Origin of the sequence: Moraxella marmotae, from assembly GCF_042219885.1 — a bacterium.
Classification (GTDB): domain Bacteria; phylum Pseudomonadota; class Gammaproteobacteria; order Pseudomonadales; family Moraxellaceae; genus Moraxella; species Moraxella marmotae.
This window is the reverse complement of sequence record NZ_JBHJHR010000002.1, coordinates 1,031,416-1,051,879: the sequence shown is the minus strand read 5'-3', so window position 1 is coordinate 1,051,879 and position 20,464 is coordinate 1,031,416. Positions and strand designations below refer to the sequence as shown.

13 protein-coding genes and 1 tRNA gene are annotated in these 20,464 nt (G+C 46.1%); 1 reads left to right on the top strand and 13 read right to left on the bottom strand.

What is annotated here, in order from left to right:
• Positions 1 to 37: 37 nt before the first annotated feature.
• Complete coding sequence (locus tag ACFBZI_RS04960) at positions 38 to 997, top strand: arginase family protein (protein WP_375715311.1); 960 nt, start codon at positions 38 to 40, stop codon at positions 995 to 997.
• 107 nt (positions 998 to 1,104) lie between these two features.
• Here ACFBZI_RS04960 and gorA read toward each other — a convergent pair whose 3' ends face one another.
• From gorA to fusA, 13 genes are all read right to left on the bottom strand, one after another.
• The gene (gene gorA / locus ACFBZI_RS04955; RefSeq protein WP_375715310.1) at positions 1,105 to 2,475 is read right to left on the bottom strand and encodes a glutathione-disulfide reductase; all 1,371 of its coding nucleotides are present in this window, start codon (positions 2,473 to 2,475) and stop codon (positions 1,105 to 1,107) included.
• A gap of 279 nt (positions 2,476 to 2,754) precedes the next feature.
• Positions 2,755 to 3,981, bottom strand: a complete 1,227-nt coding sequence (gene serA, locus ACFBZI_RS04950; RefSeq protein ID WP_375715309.1) for a phosphoglycerate dehydrogenase — start codon at positions 3,979 to 3,981, stop codon at positions 2,755 to 2,757.
• Positions 3,982 to 4,315: 334 nt separating this feature from the next.
• Complete coding sequence (gene rpoC, locus ACFBZI_RS04945; RefSeq protein ID WP_375715308.1) at positions 4,316 to 8,548, bottom strand: DNA-directed RNA polymerase subunit beta'; 4,233 nt, start codon at positions 8,546 to 8,548, stop codon at positions 4,316 to 4,318.
• Positions 8,549 to 8,643: 95 nt separating this feature from the next.
• Positions 8,644 to 12,735, bottom strand: coding sequence for a DNA-directed RNA polymerase subunit beta (rpoB, locus tag ACFBZI_RS04940; protein WP_375715307.1), 4,092 nt, complete (start codon positions 12,733 to 12,735; stop codon positions 8,644 to 8,646).
• Between the two features lie 421 nt (positions 12,736 to 13,156).
• A complete protein-coding gene (rplL, locus tag ACFBZI_RS04935; protein WP_375715306.1) occupies positions 13,157 to 13,531 on the bottom strand; it encodes a 50S ribosomal protein L7/L12 in 375 nt (124 codons plus the stop codon).
• 57 nt (positions 13,532 to 13,588) lie between these two features.
• Positions 13,589 to 14,092, bottom strand: a complete 504-nt coding sequence (gene rplJ / locus ACFBZI_RS04930) for a 50S ribosomal protein L10 (protein WP_375715305.1) — start codon at positions 14,090 to 14,092, stop codon at positions 13,589 to 13,591.
• 290 nt (positions 14,093 to 14,382) lie between these two features.
• Entirely contained in the window at positions 14,383 to 15,084 is a 702-nt protein-coding gene (gene rplA, locus ACFBZI_RS04925) for a 50S ribosomal protein L1 (protein ID WP_375715304.1), read from the bottom strand.
• Positions 15,084 to 15,515 carry a 50S ribosomal protein L11 gene (gene rplK / locus ACFBZI_RS04920; protein ID WP_375715303.1) on the bottom strand — a complete coding sequence of 144 codons (432 nt, stop codon included), beginning with the start codon at positions 15,513 to 15,515 and terminating at the stop codon, positions 15,084 to 15,086. Before rplK ends, rplA begins: the two co-directional genes overlap by 1 nt.
• A 101-nt stretch (positions 15,516 to 15,616) precedes the next feature.
• Complete coding sequence (nusG, locus tag ACFBZI_RS04915; RefSeq protein ID WP_375715302.1) at positions 15,617 to 16,147, bottom strand: transcription termination/antitermination protein NusG; 531 nt, start codon at positions 16,145 to 16,147, stop codon at positions 15,617 to 15,619.
• A gap of 25 nt (positions 16,148 to 16,172) precedes the next feature.
• Entirely contained in the window at positions 16,173 to 16,646 is a 474-nt protein-coding gene (gene secE, locus ACFBZI_RS04910) for a preprotein translocase subunit SecE (protein ID WP_375715301.1), read from the bottom strand.
• Positions 16,647 to 16,708: 62 nt separating this feature from the next.
• Positions 16,709 to 16,784, bottom strand: a tRNA-Trp gene (locus tag ACFBZI_RS04905).
• A gap of 174 nt (positions 16,785 to 16,958) precedes the next feature.
• Complete coding sequence (gene tuf / locus ACFBZI_RS04900; RefSeq protein WP_375715300.1) at positions 16,959 to 18,149, bottom strand: elongation factor Tu; 1,191 nt, start codon at positions 18,147 to 18,149, stop codon at positions 16,959 to 16,961.
• A 123-nt stretch (positions 18,150 to 18,272) separates the two neighbouring features.
• Complete coding sequence (gene fusA / locus ACFBZI_RS04895; protein WP_375715299.1) at positions 18,273 to 20,399, bottom strand: elongation factor G; 2,127 nt, start codon at positions 20,397 to 20,399, stop codon at positions 18,273 to 18,275.
• Positions 20,400 to 20,464 lie beyond the last annotated feature (65 nt).

The window sequence follows — 20,464 nt, the reverse complement described above, 5'->3', positions numbered from 1 at the left end:
CAAATGTAGCAACCAAACGGATATTTTGTGGTTTTTTATGAATATTGAATTGATTGAAGTATATTCTGACATCGGTGCTGGCAAACACGGCACTGTGCATGGCGTTGATATGTTATCCAAGCATTGTGAGCAGCATCAGCCTGCTGCTGTGCATAAAATTTTTGCTCAGCCAGTCGATGAATCGCCAAAGCAGCCATCTGCCAAATACATTGAGCATTTGTTGCCGTTTTTTCAAGACAAACTGATGCCAACAGTTCAAGGTCTGCTTGATAACAGCAAGCAAAGCCAACATTTTCCTGTGATTATCAGTGGCGATCACTCAAACGCCATCGGCAATCTGGCAGCATTTATGAATCACCACAAAGACGCTCGCATTGGTGTGGTGTGGATTGATGCCCATGCCGATTTGCATTCTGTTTATACCACACCATCTGGCAATATGCACGGCATGCCTTTGGCAACTGCCTTGCGTCTTGATAATTTGGACTGCCAAATTAACACGCCAGATGCCAATTTGGCCAATCAATGGCAGTCTTTAAAGGCATTATCTACCCACGCAGGCATTCGCCCAAGCGATGTGTTTTTCTTGGGGCTAAGAAGCTATGAAGCACCCGAAGAGCATATCATCGCCAGTCAGCAAATTTTTGCTTATTCTGCTCAAGGAGCAAGCATTGGTGGCAATGACAGCAACAAGCCATTGACCGTCATCTTAGACCAACTTATCGACAAACTACAAACTCTCGATGCCGTCTATGTCAGCTTTGATGTTGATGCACTGGACGCCAGCCTGATTCCAGCCACTGGCACGCCAGAGCCGCACGGCTACACTGCCGATGAGACTCGCTCGATATTTGACGCCCTGCTTGGTCTTGATTCGGTGAAATTGTTTGAAATTACCGAATTTAACCCAACTTTGGACGATGACAGCGACAAACACCAAACCATCTTTGCCTTGCTGGATTATGCCTTAGACCGCATCAATCAGCGTCAAGCATGATTTAAGGTATCTATTGATTGGTTTGCTGATTGAACCAATTTACCTTAAAAAAACCGAGCCACGCAAGCTCGGTTTTTGTTTGCCGGTATTATCACATGGTAACAAAATTATCGCATGGTAACAAATTCTTCAGAACCTGTGGGGTGAATCGCTACCGTATTGTCAAAGTCCGCCTTGGTTGCACCCATTTTTATCGCCACGGCAAAGCCTTGAATCATCTCATCAACGCCAAAACCAATGCCGTGCAAGCCAATGATTTTTTCATCATCGCCTAGGCAAACCAATTTCATACGGCAAGGCTCACGATGCGTGGTGACCGCACTGTACATCGGCGTGAAGTTGGAAGTATAAACCTTAATCGCCGCTTCGCCGTATTGAGCAATGGCAGCTTCTTGGCTCAGTCCAATCGAGCCAATCGGTGGGTGACTAAAAGTTACCGTCGGCACCAGTTGATAATCCAAATGCTCGTTGGTTTTGTGATTAAACAGTCTTTCGGACAAACGGCGACCAGCAGCGACCGCCACTGGCGTCAGCTCAATGCCATTTTCGACAATATCGCCCACTGCATAAATGTGCTTGGCGGTGGTGTTTTGGAATTTATCCACTCGGATTTGACCTTTATCATTGGTTGCCACACCTGCTGCGTCCAGATTGAGCTTATCGGTCGCAGGCTTACGCCCCACCGCCCAAATCACACAATCGCTCTTGATCTGTCGCCCATCTGCTGCCACAACCGACAGCGTGCCATCATCATGGCGACAAATCCGCTCTGGCACGGCACGAGTATGCACCTTGATGCCATCGGTCTGCATCACCTGCATCAGCACATCAACAATCGCTGCATCAAACTGCTTAAGCGGTCTATCGCCACGGATAACCAAATTGGTCTGCACGCCCAAGCTGTTTAGTACACCTGTCAATTCAACGGCAATGTAGCCTGCACCGATGACCGTTGCCGATTTTGGCAATTCGTCCAATTCAAAAAATCCATCAGAATCAATGCCATATTCCGCCCCTTGTATCGCTGGGCGATGTGGCTGACCGCCTGTGGCAATCAAAATATGATCAGCGGTGATAATCTCGCTGTTGCCCTGATCGTCCAGCACTTCTACGGTGTGAGCATCGACAAATCTGGCAAATCCTTTGATGATGTCCACTTGGTTTTTGTCAAAGACATTTTGATAAGATTGATGAATCCGCTCAATGTACGCTTGGCGTGCCGTGATGAGTTTGGTAAAATCAAACTTGCCCTGCTTGACATCAAAGCCATAATCTGGGGCGTATTTATTGATCGCATCGGCAATGTGTGCGGCATACCACATCACTTTTTTTGGGACGCAGCCGACATTGACGCAAGTACCGCCAATGTGTTTGGCTTCGATGATGGCACATTTTTTGCCATAACTGGCGGCACGGTTGATGGACGCAATGCCACCACTGCCGCCACCGATGGCGATATAATCATAATGCTTGCTCATAATTTTTCCTATCAATCTGTTTAATTTATAGTAAATACATCTTAGAAATATTTTTAATAAACCGCCTTAAAAACCGCTTGCATTTATTCAATTTATCTTATCAGTATTATCCGATAAATTGACTAAATCAACAAGCTAAATCTTAAATGGCTACGCCGATGGGCAATTTCAAGGGCAAATGATCCACAAAAAACCGCCAGCAGTTTGCCAGCGGTTTTGGGTGTTGTTTATTTAATAACTGTTTGGATAATTACTTGATGACTGTTTGGCAAAAAGCAATCAGAACAGCACACGCACACGAATGGTTTCAGGCACGGCACGCAGACGCTGCAAGGCTTTTTCAGAATCGTTATCATCGACATCCATCACCAGATAGCCGACATCGCCTTTGGTCATCAATGACTGTGCCACAATGTTAATATCAGCATCGGCAAATGATGCGTTCACTTGCGATAACACGCCCGGCACATTGCGGTGAATATGTAGCAGGCGGTGCGTGCCTTCGCTAAATGGAATGGCGACATTTGGGAAATTGACCGCACTGGTGGTGTCGCCTTGATCAGAATAGCGGACGAATTTTTCGGCAACTTCCAGACCGATATTGGCTTGGGCTTCTTGGGTTGAACCGCCCACATGCGGCGTCAAAATCACATTGTCAAAGGCACGCAATGGTGATTCAAATTCTTCATCGGCAGATTTTGGCTCTTTTGGGAACACATCAATCGCTGCACCCAAGATTTTTTTGTTTGCCAGTGCCGCCGCCAGTGCGTCAATGTCCACACAGCCGCCACGAGCCGCATTGATAAAAAACGCCCCGTCTTTCATCTGTGATAGCTCTTTGGCAGTGATCATGTTGCGAGTGCTTGGCAAATCAGGCACATGCAAAGTTACCACATCTGCCTTGGCAAGCAACTCGTCCAGACTGCCCACCTGCACGGCATTGCCCAATGGCAATTTGGTTACTACATCGTGATAAATGACATTCATGCCCAAACTTTCGGCAAGCACAGACAGCTGCGAACCGATAGAGCCATAGCCGACGATACCCATGGTTTTGCCACGCACTTCGTAGCTGTCTTTGGCTGATTTGTTCCAGCCGCCACGATGCACAACGGCATTTTTTTCAGGAACGCCACGCATCAGCATGATGGTCTCTGCCAAGACCAATTCAGCCACCGAGCGAGTGTTTGAATATGGTGCATTAAAAACAGGAATGCCCAGCTCCAATGCCGCTTGCAAGTCCACTTGGTTGGTGCCGATGCAGTAGCAGCCGATGCAGATCAGTTTTTCGGCAGCTTCCAGCACTTTGCGAGTCAGCTGCGTGCGAGAGCGAATGCCGATAAAATGTGCGTCTTTGATTTTTTCGATCAATTCGGCTTCATCAAGGGCAGATTTGATGTATTCAATGTTGGTGTAGCCCGCTTCGTTCAGTACTTTTAGGGCGTTTTCGTGAACGCCTTCCAAAAGCAAAAAGCGGATTTTGTCTTTGTGCAGAGATAAAGTCATGGCAAAAGTCCTTGCAGGTGAAATCAAACTACTGTTATACACTTATTAACAAAAATTTGCAATAAGTTACTAATATGTTCATTATAAAATCTTGGAATAATGCCATAACATAAAGCACTTAGTCGTTTTATTCGGCCAATTGTTGTGGTGAAAATTTAGCCAGCTGATAAATTTTGTCAATTTTTAACCGTTTCATTGTCGCTTTTAATCAGCGATAATTTTAAATTTTTAAAGTAATAAAATTTGACCACCTAAAATTACAACCGACAATGCTCACACCGCCCAATAAAAAAGCCCGTTTATCAAAACGAGCTTTTTTGTGCCTAAGTGTGGTTTATTCTTGTGAACCCAGCTCATCGGCAAAGGCTTTGGCAAAGCTGTCTTCGATGCTTGGTGCAGCTTCGCTGGCAGCTGGTTCGGCCGAACCACTTAACAAAGCGTCCACCTGTGCGGTCTCGGCAGCGGCATTTTGGGCTTTGCGTTGGCGATTTTGGTGATATGCCAAGCCTGTACCTGCAGGAATCAAGCGACCCACGACCACATTCTCTTTTAGACCGCTTAGGTCATCGACTTTGCCCATCACAGCAGCAGCGGTCAAGACACGAGTGGTCTCTTGGAATGACGCTGCAGAAATAAAGCTTTCGGTCGCCAAACTAGCTTTGGTGATACCCAAAAGCTGACGCTCGTATTGTACTGGGAATTTGTTATTCGCCACCAATTCGGCGTTCAATGCACGAATTTTTGAGTACTCAGCTTGGTCGCCTTTGAAGTAGCTTGAATCGCCACCGTCAAGGATTTCGACCTTGCGAAGCATCTGACGCACAATAACTTCGATGTGCTTGTCGTTGATTTTTACGCCTTGTAAGCGATAAACTTCCTGCACTTCATTGACGATATAATTTGCCAATGCCGTTTCGCCTTTTAGACGCAAAATGTCGTGCGGATTTTGTGGACCGTCAGAGATAACTTCGCCACGCTCAACCGTTTCACCTTCGAACACGTTGATTTGACGCCATTTTGGAATCAGCTCTTCGTGTACATCGCCATTTTCGTTAGTGATGATAAAGCGGTTTTTGCCTTTGGTTTCTTTGCCAAAGCTCACCACACCACTCATCTCAGCCATGATGGCATGATCTTTTGGACGGCGTGCTTCAAACAAGTCAGCCACTCGTGGCAGACCACCGGTAATATCTTTAGTGCCTGAAGTGGCTTGCGGTACACGACCCAACACCGAACCTGCAGCAACATACTCGCCATCAGCAACACGGATAATGGTGTCGTTTGGCAAGAAATACACAACTTCTTTGCCGCCTTCGGTGTCCAAAATAATCGCAGGACGCAAATCTTTGGCGATACTTGGGCGGTCTTTGCTTGCCAAAATTTCAAATGAGCTAACACCAGTCATCTCATCAACCTTAACCGTGGCAGTCATGCCATCGGTGATGTCAGCAAAGCGTGCCGTACCAGCAAACTCGGTGATGATTGGGTGGGTGTGCGGATCCCATTTGGCAATCACTTGGCCAGCTTCAACCGCATCACCATCACGCACCAGTACGCTTGAGCCATAAGGTACTTTATAACGCTCACGCTCACGGCCTTGACTATCAGCGATACCAAGCTCGGCAGAACGAGAAACAACAACCAAATGACCGTCTGCATGTTCTACGGTTTTCATGTTATGGAAACGCACCGAGCCTGTGTTGCCCACAGACACACTGTTATCCACTGACGCTGCAGACGCTGCACCACCCACGTGGAAAGTACGCATCGTCAGCTGAGTACCCGGCTCACCGATAGACTGTGCCGCCATGACGCCGACAGATTCGCCGATATTGACCAAATGACCCCGTGCCAAATCACGACCGTAACACTTGGCACAAACACCTTGAGATGATTCACAGGTGATGACCGAACGCACATACACTTCATCAATGGCATTGGCGTCTAATTTTTCGACCAAGCGTTCATCAATCAAAGTACCTGCAGCAACCACCACTTCGCCATCGGTATTAATCACATCTTTGGCAGCCACACGACCCAATACACGGTCGCCCAAGCGTTCAACGATTTCACCACCATCAATCACTGGCGTCATGCGCTGACCTGCTTCAGTGCCACAGTCGTCTTGGGTGATGACCAAGTCTTGAGCCACATCGACCAAGCGACGAGTCAAATAACCAGAGTTTGCGGTTTTTAGTGCCGTATCCGCCAGACCCTTGCGAGCACCGTGCGTTGAGATAAAGTACTGAAGCACCGTCAGACCTTCACGGAAGTTGGCTTTAATTGGCGTTTCGATAATCGAGCCGTCTGGTTTTGCCATCAAGCCACGCATACCAGCCAACTGACGAATCTGGGTTGCGCTACCACGAGCACCTGAGTCGGCCATCATATAAATGGAGTTGAACGATTTTTGGCGTTCGGTTTCACCATCAGCATTGACAACTTCGTCAGTGGATAAGTTATCCATCATTGCATTGGCGATTTTGTCTGAAGTTCTTGCCCAAATATCAACAACTTTGTTGTAGCGTTCACCAGCAGTAACAAAGCCTTGCTCAAATTGTTGCTCAATATCACGCACTTCAGCGTCGGCAGCATCGACGATTTCTTTTTTGGTCGGTGGAATAACCATGTCTTCCATACCAATTGAGATGCCTGATAAAGTTGCTTGCGCAAAGCCCAAATACATCAAGTGGTCAGCAAATAAAACCGACTCTTTGACGCCCAATTTGCGGTAGCATGAGTTGAGCAATTTTGAGATGTTTTTCTTAGTCATCTCGCTGTTGCATTCGCTAAACGCCATACCTTCAGGCATGATATTCCAGATGAGCAAGCGGCCAGCAACGGTGTCTTGTACGGTGGTACGACTGGTTTTTTCGCCAGTTTTTTCGTCCAAAACGGTCTCAGATACACGCACTTTGATTTTGGCATTGACCGACAAATCATCAGAACCGATGGCACGCAACGCTTCATTCACGGTGCTAAACACCATGCCTTCGCCTTTGGCGTTCACGCAGGCACGGCTGATATAGTACAGACCCAAAACAACGTCTTGAGATGGTACGATGATCGGCTCACCATTGGCTGGCGACAAAATGTTGTTGGTGGACATCATCAAAGCACGAGCTTCTAGCTGGGCTTCTAAGGTCAGCGGCACATGCACCGCCATTTGGTCGCCGTCAAAGTCGGCGTTAAATGCCGCACAGACCAATGGGTGCAACTGAATGGCTTTACCTTCAATCAAAACTGGCTCAAAGGCTTGCAAGCCCAAACGGTGCAAAGTCGGCGCACGGTTTAGCAATACTGGGTGTTCACGGATAACCATCGCCAACATATCCCAAACGGCCGGCTCTTCACGCTCAACCATTTTTTTGGCAGCTTTAATGGTGCTGGCAATGTTATTTTGTAACAACTTAGCATAAGTGAACGGCTTGAACAATTCTAGTGCCATTTTCTTTGGCAGACCGCACTGATGCAGGCGTAGCGTTGGGCCAACCACGATGACCGAACGGCCAGAGTAGTCCACACGCTTACCCAATAGGTTTTGACGGAAACGACCTTGCTTACCCTTGATCATATCTGCCAAAGATTTTAGCGGACGCTTGTTTGAACCTGTGATGGCTCGTCCACGGCGACCATTATCAAGCAAGGCGTCCACCGCTTCTTGCAGCATACGCTTTTCGTTACGCACGATGATGTCAGGGGCGTTTAGCTCAAGCAGGCGTTTTAGGCGGTTATTACGGTTGATCACACGGCGATACAGATCGTTCAGATCCGATGTGGCAAAACGACCGCCTTCTAGCGGTACCAAAGGACGCAAATCTGGTGGCAACACCGGCAAAACCGTCATCACCATCCATTCAGGCTTGTTGTTTGAATCACGGAAAGATTCTAGCAATTGCAAGCGTTTTGACATTTTTTTCAGCTTGGTTTCAGAGCCAGTCTGCGGAATGGCAGCACGCAGCTCGTCAATTTCGCCATCAACATCAATATCACGCAGCAAATCTTGCACCGCTTCAGCACCCATTTTGGCGACAAATTCATCGCCGTATTGCTCAAGTGCGGTGAAATATTCTTCATCGTCAAGCAGTTGGTACTTTTCAAGACTGGTCATACCCGGATCGGTAACGATGTAGCTTTCAAAATAAAGCACACGCTCAATATCACGCAAAGTAATATCCAGCAGCAAACCGATACGGCTTGGCAATGATTTTAAAAACCAAATGTGCGCCACAGGGCTGGCAAGCTCAATATGCCCCATGCGTTCACGGCGAACTTTGGCAGCGGTAACTTCAACGCCACATTTTTCGCAGATGATGCCTTGGAATTTGCGGCGTTTGTATTTGCCACACAAGCATTCAAAGTCTTTGACCGGACCAAAGATTTTGGCACAAAACAGACCGTCACGCTCTGGCTTAAAGGTGCGGTAGTTGATGGTTTCAGGCTTTTTGACTTCGCCATGTGACCAAGATTTGATCGCTTCAGGTGATGCTAGGGAAATTTGAATGCTGTCAAACTCTTTTACACCACTGTCGGCAGGGCCTTTCATGATATCTAATAAATCTTTCAAAAGGTTTCTCCGTTGTATTCGTCGTAATTTTATAGCCAACCACTCAAGGCAATGCAGGCAATGAGCGGCTGGGTAAATTTGGTCTTGGGTTCAACTTACTTTTTTTCTTTTAAGTCAATGTTGATACCCAGCGAGCGAATTTCTTTGGTCAAGACATTGAATGACTCTGGCATGCCCGGACTCATGTACTGCTCACCATCAACGATGTTTTTGTACATGCGTGTACGACCTTCAACATCGTCCGACTTCACAGTCAGCATCTCTTGCAGGGTATAAGTTGCCCCATAAGCTTCCAATGCCCAGACTTCCATCTCACCGAAACGCTGACCACCAAATTGGGCTTTACCACCCAATGGTTGCTGCGTTACCAGCGAGTACGAGCCAGTTGAACGAGCATGCATCTTGTCATCAACCAAGTGGTTCAACTTGAGCATGTACATATAGCCCACGGTAACAGGACGGTCAAATTTCTTACCAGTACGGCCATCATACAGTGTTTGCTGACCTGTGGTTGATAGACCTGCCAAACTTAGCAATTCTTTGATTTGGGTTTCTTTGGCACCATCAAAGACCGCCGTACCCATTGGTACACCGCCTTTTAGGTTTTGGCAAAGTGCCAACAAATCTTTATCGGACAAGCTGTCTAAGTCCACTTGCTCACCGCCAACTTTGTTGTAAATTTTATCCAAAAATTCACGAAGTTCGGCGATGCTGGTTTGGGCGCGCAGCATTTCGTTAATCTTATCGCCCAATCCACGAGCCGCCATGCCCAAATGCGTCTCAAGTACCTGACCGATGTTCATACGAGATGGTACGCCCAATGGGTTTAGCACGATATCAACTGGGTTGCCGTTTTCGTCATAAGGCATGTCTTCAACAGGCATAATGCGTGAAACCACACCCTTGTTACCATGACGACCCGCCATCTTATCACCCGGCTGGATACGACGCTTCACCGCCAAATACACCTTGACGATTTTTTGTACGCCATGTGCCAAATCATCGCCTTGGGTCAGTTTGCGTTTTTTCTCAGCAAATTTATTGTCGATGTCTTTTTGCTTGTCGCTCAAGAACTCGGCAATTTGACCCAAACGCTCTGACACATCTTCTTCAGCAGGCTGAATGTCCAGCAAACTTTCCAGTGGCAAATTCTCAATATCAGCAATGCTCAATACTGTGCCTGCCTTAAAGCCTGCACCACCGCTGACTTTTTTGCCATCAAGCAGGCTTAGGATACGGCTTTTTGCTGCCGCTTCAAAAATGACCAGCTCTTCTTTTAAGTCTTTGCGGTAGTTATCCAGCATCGCTTTTTCGATAGACTTGGCACGGCTATCTTTTTCTAGGCCATCACGAGTAAAGACCTGAACATCGATGACTGTACCTTTGGTTGATGATGGCACACGCAATGAAGTGTCTTTGACATCGGCGGCTTTTTCGCCAAAAATCGCACGCAATAGCTTTTCTTCTGGTGTCAGTTGGCTTTCACCTTTTGGTGTTACTTTACCGACCAAAATATCGCCAGCATCAACTTCAGCACCGATATACACGATGCCCGCTTCGTCCAAATTGGCAAGAGCAGCTTCACCAACATTTGGAATATCGCCTGTGATTTCTTCAGGGCCAAGTTTGGTATCTCGTGCCACACAAGTCAATTCCTGAATGTGAATGGTGGTAAAGCGATCTTCTTGCACCACACGCTCAGACAGCAAGATGGAGTCTTCGAAGTTGTAGCCATTCCACGGCATAAACGCCACACGCATATTTTGACCCAAAGCAAGTTCACCAAGGTCAGTCGATGGGCCATCGGCCAAAATGTCGCCACGAGCGATGGCATCGCCTTCGTTGACGATAACACGCTGGTTGATACAGGTGTTTTGGTTTGAGCGAGTGTATTTGATCAAGTTATAAATATCAATACCTGCTTCACCTGCGGTCATCTCGTCTTCATTGACACGCACGATGATTCGGCTGGCGTCCACTTCTTCGATGACACCGCCACGCTTGGCAACCACACACACGCCTGAATCACGCGCCACATGGCGTTCCATGCCTGTACCGACCAATGGCTTGTCCGAACGCAAAGTTGGTACGGCTTGGCGTTGCATGTTCGAACCCATCAAAGCACGGTTAGCATCGTCATGCTCCAAGAATGGAATCAAACTGGCCGCCACCGATACCACTTGGCGTGGCGATACGTCCATGTGCGTAACTTTGTCGCTGCTCATACGAACAGATTCGCCGTCATATCGCACGCTAACCATCTCTTCGGTCAATTCGCCATTTTCGTTCATTGGCGAGTCAGCCTGTGCAATCACCATGCCCACTTCTTCGATGGCGGAGACATATTCGATTTCATCAGTCACACGGCCATCAACGACACGGCGGTATGGCGTTTCCAAAAAGCCAAAATTGTTGGTTTTGGCAAAAGTCGCCAAAGAGTTAATCAAACCAATGTTTGGACCTTCTGGCGTTTCAATCGGACACACACGACCGTAGTGGGTTGGGTGTACGTCACGCACTTCAAAGCCAGCACGCTCACGAGTCAAACCGCCTGGGCCAAGGGCTGAAACACGGCGTTTGTGAGTAATCTCAGACAGTGGGTTGTTTTGATCCATAAATTGCGACAGCTGCGATGAACCAAAAAACTCTTTGATAGACGCTGCCACAGGTTTTGAGTTAATCAAATCTTGCGGTGATAAATTGTCAGAGTCCGCCATCGTCAGACGCTCTTTGACCGCACGCTCAACACGAGCCAAGCCAATGCGGAATTGGTTTTCGGTCATCTCACCGACCGAGCGGATACGGCGGTTGCCCAAATGGTCAATGTCATCAACTTCGCCACGGCCGTTGCGAATTTCGATCAGCTCTTTTAGCACATCAACGATGTCTTGGTTTGACAAAACACCCTGCTCACGCTGAATATCAATATCATCAGTATCGACAAAATCACGACCCAAGCGGCGGTTAAACTTCATACGACCAACATTGGACAAATCATAACGCTCTTGACTAAAGAACATTGATTCAAACAATTTTTCGGCAGTTTCTAGCGTTGGTGGCTCGCCCGGACGCATCACTTTGTAAATTTCAATCAACGCTTCTTCACGAGTCAAAACTGTATCGGCACGCAAAGTATCGGCAATAAATGAACCGTGGTCAATGTCATTGGTGAACAAAATCTTGAATGATTGGACATTGTTTTCTGCCAATTTAACCAAAGTTTCGTGGTCAATCAAGGCATTGGCACGCACCAGTACTTCGCCATTAACGATCACATCTTCGCCGATGATACGCTCGTACAGATATTCATCAGGCACGGCAAGTTTGGTCATGCCAGAATCCACGATTTGCTTGACACGGCGTGCGTTGATACGCTGACCTTGCTCAACAATCACCTTGCCTTCTGGGCTGACGATGTCAAATTGTGCCATTTCGCCTTTTAGACGGTCAGCAATCAGCTCAATTTCAAACGATTCAGTGCCTTTAAAAACTTCAACTTTTTCAAAGAATGCATCCAAAATCTGTGCCGTATCCATGCCGATGGCACGCAAAATGATGGTGGCAAGCAGCTTGCGGCGGCGGTCGATACGAGCATATACCAAATCTTTGACATCAAATTCAAAATCCAGCCACGAGCCACGATAAGGAATGATGCGAGCATTGTACAAAACCTTACCGCTAGAGTGTGATTTGCCTTTGTCGTGGTCAAAAAACACGCCTGGCGAACGATGCAACTGCGAAACGATCACACGCTCAGTACCATTGATAATAAAAGTACCGTTATCGGTCATCAAAGGAATCTCGCCCATATAGACGCTTTGTTCTCGGACATCTTTGATGGCGGTTTTGTTCTCTTTGTCTTTGATAACCAAGCGAATTTTTACACGCAGTGGTGCGGCAAAAGTCGAGCCACGCATGATACATTCACGCTCGTCAAATTCAGGCTCGCCCAAATGGTACTCAACAAACTGCAACTGTGCACTGCCAGAGTGGCTCTCAATTGGGAAAATCGATGAAAATGCCGCTTGCAGGCCGACATTGGCACGCGCTTTTGGCTTCTTATGCTCTTGCAGAAATTGCTCATAAGAATCCACTTGGATGGCAAGCAGATACGGCACATCCATGACATCTGGAAGCTTTGAAAAACTTTTGCGAATACGTTTCTTTTCGGTATAAGAATATGCCATTAAGATTCCTTAGATTAACTAAAATTATGTCGCCGCTAGGCAAACACCGCCAAAGAAATTGCCCAACTGACGGACGATTTCTAAAATCTTCTTTGCGAATCATTGCAATTCGCACAAATATGCACCCGTTTTTGAACTTTTTTTGGAAAAATCACACCGAGCAAATCATACAGACACAACAAAACGCCAAATACCCTTAGGTATTTAGCAAAAATGCTAAAAATGAATGTCTCGTTCAGCTTGCATGGGTGCGTTTGTCCTTTTGGAATGTGCTGGCCATTTTGCTCTCAAAGCTAAAACAGTTACACAAAAGGTCAAATAATAAATTATAATAAAAAAAAGCCAATAATGCAATACATTATTGGCTTTTTGGATAAATAATTTAACTGCTGGCTATGCAGCCAAAGCAATTTGGGTTAAATTATTTAAGCTCAACGCTTGCGCCAGCTTCTTCAAGCTTTTTCTTAAGCTCTTCAGCTTCAGCTTTTGATGCGCCTTCTTTAACAGTTTGTGGAGCACCTTCAACTAGGTCTTTAGCTTCTTTTAGACCTAGACCAGTAACTTCACGCACAACTTTAATTACAGCAACTTTCTTATCGCCGCCGCTGGTTAGAACAACATTGAAGTCGTCTTTTTCTTCAGCTGCTGCACCAGCGTCGCCGCCAGCTGCTGGAGCTGCTGCTAGAGCTGCTGCAGATACACCAAATTTTTCTTCCATCGCAGAGATAAGCTCAACGATTTCCATTACTGATTTTTCAGCGATTGCGTCTAGGATTTGTTCGTTAGTTAGTGACATAGCAATTATTCCTAAATAAAGGTATGAGAGTAAATAAAAGTAAAATTAAACGGTAAATTATGCCGCTTCTGATTCCATCTTGTCGCGTAGAGCAGCCAAGGTGCGAGCCAATTTGCCAGCTGCTGCTTCTTTCATTGTACCCATCAAACGAGCGATAGCTTCTTCGTAAGTTGGTAGGGTTGCTAGGCGATCGATAGATTTTGCGTCAATAAATTCACCTTCAAAAGCTGCGCCTTTGATTTCGAACTTGTCATTGGCCTTGGCAAATTCTTTGAACAAGCGTGCTGCTGCACCTGGGTGTTCGTTAGAAAATGCAATCAAAGTAGGACCAACGAATGTGTCGTTCATGCACTCAAAAGCAGTGTCTGCCAAGGCACGACGCAACAAAGTGTTACGCACGATACGCATATCAACACCTGCTTCACGAGCAGCTTTACGAAGTTCGGTCATCTGTGCTACTGCAACGCCGCGCGAGTCGGCAACTACAGCAGAGAGCGCACCTTTGGCAGCTTCATTTACTTCAGCAACAATTGCTTGTTTGTCTTGAAGATTTAGTGCCATGGGTTGTCTCCATTATTATTGCTCAATTACTAAGCAATAAGCGAATTTCACAGACATCACAAGGATATCTGCACCATTACGGCGACAAAAGTCTCACCGTCTGCGTAGGCAGGTTGCCCTATTAAATGAATCATACCTACGGTCTTAGACAGCACAACCCGTTGTGCTGAACTAATAATTTTTTAACATCATGATTGAAGACAAATGCCATCTTCAATCATGAAAAGTGCTATTATAAGCAGAATTGTATTAAAATCAAGCCAAATTGCAAGATTTAACAAAATTCACAATTACTTATTCACACGATGTGGTACTGGATCGATAGCGATACCAGGACCCATGGTGCTAGACAAAGTAATCTTCTTGATATAAATACCTTTAGAAGTTGCTGGTTTAGCACGTTTTAGATCGTTTAGCAATGCTGTTGCGTTTTGCTCGATTTGTTCGCCAGTAAAGCCAACTTGACCGATAGATGCATGGATAATACCAGCTTTATCAACACGGTATTGAGCCTGACCTGCTTTGGTATTTTTTACCGCAGTAGCAACATCAGCAGTTACTGTGCCAACTTTTGGGTTTGGCATCAAGCCGCGTGGGCCTAGGATAGTACCCAATTGACCAACCACACGCATCGCATCTGGTGAAGCAATCACTACATCAAAGTCCATGTTGCCAGCTTTGATGCTGTCAGCCAAGTCTTCAAAACCAACAACATCTGCACCTGCTTCTTTAGCAGCTTCAGCAGCAGCACCTTGGGCAAATACAGCAACACGCTTGGTTTTGCCAGTACCTGCAGGTAGGTTGGTTGCACCACGAACCACTTGGTCTGATTTGCGTGGATCAACGCCTAGATTGATAGCGATGTCGATTGACTCTTTGAACTTCACTGCTGGCAAATCATTCAAGATTGCAACCGCTTCTTCGATGGTGTACAGTTTGTTTGCATCAACACGGTCTTTGATTAGCTGTTGGCGTTTTGTTAGCTTAGCCATTATACACCCTCCACAGTGATGCCCATTGAGCGAGCAGTACCAGCAATCGTACGAACAGCTGCTTCAAGGTCAGCAGCAGTCAGATCTGCTTGTTTGGTTTTTACGATTTCTTCAAGTTGCGCACGATTAACTGTACCAACTTTTGCACTGTGTGGCGTGCTTGAACCTTTGGCAATGCCTGCTGCTTTACGCAGTAGTACCGCCGCTGGTGGCGACTTCATCACAAAAGTGAATGATTTGTCATTAAATACAGTGATAACAACAGGAATTGGCAAGCCTGGCTCAATGTTTGCAGACGCAGCATTGAACTCTTTACAAAATGCCATGATGTTTACACCTTTTTGACCCAATGCTGGACCAATCGGTGGTGATGGATTTGCCTTACCAGCAGGCACTTGTAGCTTGATGTAGCCATCAATCTTCTTTGCCATGAGAATCTCTCCGATAATGGGTGATAACGCTAAACAGCTCCCCAGTGAATAACAAGCTTTGGACACATTGCCCAAAGCCTAAGTAATCTATTATACAATAATTAATTAATCTTTTCAACCTTTGTGAATTCAAGCTCAACTTCGGTTGGTCGATTAAAGACGCTGACTGTCAAATGCAATTTGGATTTATCGTAATCGACTTTTTTCACCAAGCCTTTAAAGTCAGTGAATGGGCCATCAATAACCAGCACCTCTTCGCCCGGCTCAAAGATGGTTTTTGGACGGGGTGCATCGCCAGTTTTGTTAATGCGGTTTAAAATGCGGTCGGCTTCTACTTTGGTAATCGGTGCAGGATTTTCTGGCGTGCCACCGACAAAACCTGTGATATTTGGGCAAGATTTGACAATGTGCCAAGTGTCTTCATTCATGTCCATATTAATTAAGACATAGCCCGGGAACAATTTTTGTTGTGTGGTGCGTTTTTTGCCATCACGCATTTCGATGACTTCTTCAGTTGGCACAAGGACATCGCCGAATTTATCTGCAAATTCACTACGCTTAATACGCTCAATCAAAGAACGCTGAACTTGATTTTCGTAACCAGAGAATGCCTGAATAATATACCAACGCATGTGTATAACCTTTGAATCAATTTATTTAAACAATAAAGCTGATAATATAACTAAAAAACGAGTCCAACAACCAAATAATAATGCCGGCAATAATCATGACCAAAATGACTTGCCAAGTGTATCGCACGGTTTCGTCTTTACCCGGCCAAGTAATGCGACGCAGCTCAATGCCCGCATCTTTTAAAAGCACCTTAAACGCCGTGCCTTGGTTTGTGAAGCTTAAGCACACAAAACCAAAAACCACCAAACCAACCGTAATACCGATCTGTGTCCAGACATTATTTGCTGGTGCCCAATATCGTGGCAGATATTGAGATACCAATGTCGCCGCAATCATTGATGCAATCGCAATCAGCCACAAAAACACATCTTTTGGTGAGCGTCTTTTGGCAACCTCAACCATATTTTCTTTTGAGATTGTGATGGGCTTTTTATTGTGATTTTGACCAGATGCTGAAGTTTCAGATTGGGTTTCCAAATTGTCTTTATTATCGCTCATGCAGGGACTTGCCTTGGAATGACCAATTTTTATGAAATTAAAAGAATGGTATGAAGAATAGATGGCAGGCGATGAGGGACTCGAACCCCCAACCCTCGGATTTGGAGTCCGATGCTCTACCAATTGAGCCAATCGCCTAGGGTGTTAAGGACTGCTATTATAGCAAATATTTTGTCTTTTGCAAGCACTTTTTATCACTTTCCCCCAATTATTTTACTTTCACCCATTTTCTTATTCTCTTTTGGCTTTTAACCAAAAAAAAGACAAACCCAAATGAGTTTGCCTTTTTGTGTTTTTGGTTTGTTGAGCGTATTAGTCTTTAACGCTTGCAACAACACCAGCACCTACGGTACGACCGCCTTCACGGATAGCAAAGCGTAGACCTTTGTCCATAGCGATTGGGTGGATTAGCTCAACGCTCATCTCAACGTTATCGCCTGGCATAACCATTTCAGTGCCTTCTTGTAGGGTGATTGCACCAGTTACGTCAGTGGTACGGAAGTAGAACTGTGGACGATAGCCATTTAGGAATGGGGTGTGACGGCCACCTTCTTCTTTTGACAGTACATAGACTTCTGCGTCAAATTTGGTGTGTGGTGTGATTGAACCTGGTTTTGCCAATACTTGACCACGCTGAACTTCTTCACGCTTAGTACCACGAAGTAGGATACCACAGTTTTCACCGGCACGGCCTTCGTCTAGCAGTTTGCGGAACATTTCAACACCAGTACAGGTAGTTTTGGCAGTTGGTTTGATACCGATGATTTCGATTTCGTCACCCACTTTGATGATACCTGATTCAACACGACCAGTAACAACAGTACCACGACCAGAGATTGAGAATACGTCTTCGATTGGCATTAGGAATGACTTATCGATGTCACGCTCAGGCTCTGGGATATAGCTGTCTAGCGTGTCTAGTAGTTCTAGAACTGCTGGCTCACCGTATTTGCCATCTGAACCGTTTAGGGCTTCTAGAGCAGAACCTTTGATGATTGGAGTGTCATCACCTGGGAAGTCATAGTCAGATAGAAGTTCACGAACTTCCATTTCAACCAATTCTAGTAGCTCTTCGTCATCAACCATGTCGCACTTGTTCATGAATACCATGATGTATGGTACGCCAACCTGACGAGATAGTAGGATATGCTCACGAGTTTGTGGCATTGGGCCGTCAGTTGCTGATACAACTAGGATAGCACCGTCCATCTGTGCTGCACCAGTGATCATGTTTTTAACATAGTCAGCGTGGCCTGGGCAGTCAACGTGTGCGTAGTGACGGTTTGCAGTGTCATACTCGATGTGAGAAGTGTTAATGGTAATACCACGAGCTTTTTCTTCAGGAGCTGAGTCAATCGCAGCGTAGTCTTTTGCTTCACCACCGTGGTGCTTAGCAGCAACGGTTGCGATAGCAGCAGTTAGAGTGGTTTTACCATGGTCAACGTGACCGATGGTACCAACGTTTACGTGTGGTTTTACACGTTCAAACTTGGCCTTTGCCATGATGGTTTCCTCGATTGGTGTGCCAATTACAAAACTTGGCACAAGGTAGATTAAAAGTCAAATCACGATGCCATCTGAAAATCGCCAAATGGCATCATGCTGATTTGCTAAATGGGTGACGGATTACTCGTCATCGTCCTTAGCAGTGAATTTCTTGATGATCTCATCTGCAACATTCTTCGGTGTTTCTTGGTATTTCAAGAATTCCATTGAGTAAGTTGCACGACCTTGAGACATTGAACGCATTTGGGTTGCGTAGCCGAACATTTCAGCCAAAGGTACTTCTGCACGGATAGACTTCGTGCCACCAGGCAAGTCGTCCATGCCTTGAACCATACCACGGCGACGGTTCAAGTCGCCCATGATGTCGCCCATGTAGTCTTCTGGCGTTTCTACTTCGACCTTCATGATAGGCTCAAGCAATGCTGGGCTAGCTTGCAAGAAACCTTTTTTGAATGCCATAGAACCTGCCATCTTAAATGACAATTCGTCAGAGTCAACATCGTGGTATGAGCCATCGTACAGGGTCGCTTTAACGCCAACGACTGGATAGCCTGCGATAACGCCGTTTTTCATACGCTCTTGGATACCTTTATCAACCGCTGCGTGGTATTCTTTTGGTACGACACCACCAACGATTTCTTCGGCAAATTCGTATTCAACATCACCAGTAGGATCAAGCGGCTCTAGGCGTAGCCATACATGACCGAACTTACCACGACCACCAGTTTGGCGAACGAACTTACCTTCAACTTCCACTGATTGGCGGATAGTTTCACGATAAGCAACCTGTGGCGCACCGATGTTCGCTTCAACATTGAATTCACGCTTCATGCGGTCAACAATAATGTCAAGGTGCAACTCGCCCATACCAGAGATGATGGTTTGGCCTGATTCTTCATCAGTGCGAACACGGAATGAAGGGTCTTCTTTTGCCAAACGACCCAATGCCACTGACATTTTTTCTTGGTCGGCTTTGGTTTTTGGTTCAACTGCCAATGAAATTACTGGCTCTGGGAATTCCATACGCTCTAGTGTGATAACATTGTCGTTGTCGCACAAAGTATCACCAGTGGTTACATCTTTCATACCTACCAAGGCTGCGATGTCACCTGCACGGATTTCTTCAACTTCTTTTTGTTCGTTAGCGTGCATCTGTACGATACGGCCGATACGCTCACGCTTCATCTTAACAGGGTTATAAACGCTGTCGCCTTGTTTCACAACACCTGAGTACACACGAACGAAGGTTAGGTTACCCACATATTTGTCGTTCATGATTTTGAACGCCAATGCTGAGAACGGTGCTTCGTCAGACGCTTCACGAGAATCTTCAGTTTCGTCTTTGTCGTCTAGGATACCTTTGATGGCTTCAACATCGTTTGGTGCTGGCAAGAACTCGATCACAGCGTCAAGCATACGCTGTACGCCTTTGTTTTTAAAGGCAGAACCGCATAGCATTGGTTGGATCTCGCTGGCCAATGTACGAATACGCAGACCTGCAACGATGTCTTCTTTTGACAATTCGCCGTCTTCTAGGTATTTGTCCATCAACTCTTCTGATGCTTCGGCAGCAGCTTCGATCATGTTGGTACGCCATTCTTCAGCGACATCAACCAAGTCAGCTGGAATTTCGCCGTACTCAAACTTCATGCCTTGAGATGGCTCGTCCCAGATGATTGATTTCATTTCGATCAAATCAACCACACCAGTAAAGGTTTCTTCGGCACCCACTGGGATAACGATAGGCACTGGGTTAGCACCTAGGCGAGTTTTCATTTGCTCAACAACACGGAAGAAGTTGGCACCAGTACGGTCCATTTTGTTCACGAATGCTAGGCGTGGTACTTTATATTTGTTTGCCTGACGCCATACGGTTTCAGACTGCGGCTGTACACCACCTACCGCACAGTAAACCATACATGCACCATCAAGTACACGCATAGAGCGTTCAACTTCAACGGTAAAGTCAACGTGGCCTGGGGTGTCAATTACATTGATACGGTGTTCTTTGAATTGATTGCCCATGCCTGACCAGAATGCTGTGGTCGCAGCAGAAGTAATGGTAATACCACGCTCTTGCTCTTGTTCCATCCAGTCCATGGTAGCAGCACCATCATGCACCTCACCGATTTTGTGAGATACACCTGTGTAGAACAAAATACGCTCAGAAGTAGTGGTCTTACCAGCGTCAATGTGTGCCGAGATACCGATGTTGCGGTAGCGGCTAATAGGGGTTGTACGAGCCATAATTTTTCCTAGAAAAATTCTTTGTAATTTGGTAAATCTACTGACTGCCAGCGATGACAGCCAAG

Coding starts and splice junctions, on each gene's coding strand:
- nusG (WP_375715302.1), bottom strand. CDS start 16,147: ATGCGTTGGTATATTATTCAGGCATTCTCTGGTTACGAAAATCAAGTT.
- rplL (WP_375715306.1), bottom strand. CDS start 13,531: ATGTCACTAACTAACGAACAAATCCTAGACGCAATCGCTGAAAAATCA.
- rpoB (WP_375715307.1), bottom strand. CDS start 12,735: ATGGCATATTCTTATACCGAAAAGAAACGTATTCGCAAAAGTTTTTCA.
- rplA (WP_375715304.1), bottom strand. CDS start 15,084: ATGGCTAAGCTAACAAAACGCCAACAGCTAATCAAAGACCGTGTTGAT.
- gorA (WP_375715310.1), bottom strand. CDS start 2,475: ATGAGCAAGCATTATGATTATATCGCCATCGGTGGCGGCAGTGGTGGC.
- rplK (WP_375715303.1), bottom strand. CDS start 15,515: ATGGCAAAGAAGATTGATGGCTACATCAAGCTACAAGTGCCTGCTGGT.
- rplJ (WP_375715305.1), bottom strand. CDS start 14,092: ATGGCACTAAATCTTCAAGACAAACAAGCAATTGTTGCTGAAGTAAAT.
- ACFBZI_RS04960 (WP_375715311.1), top strand. CDS start 38: ATGAATATTGAATTGATTGAAGTATATTCTGACATCGGTGCTGGCAAA.
- serA (WP_375715309.1), bottom strand. CDS start 3,981: ATGACTTTATCTCTGCACAAAGACAAAATCCGCTTTTTGCTTTTGGAA.
- tuf (WP_375715300.1), bottom strand. CDS start 18,149: ATGGCAAAGGCCAAGTTTGAACGTGTAAAACCACACGTAAACGTTGGT.
- secE (WP_375715301.1), bottom strand. CDS start 16,646: ATGAGCGATAATAAAGACAATTTGGAAACCCAATCTGAAACTTCAGCA.
- fusA (WP_375715299.1), bottom strand. CDS start 20,399: ATGGCTCGTACAACCCCTATTAGCCGCTACCGCAACATCGGTATCTCG.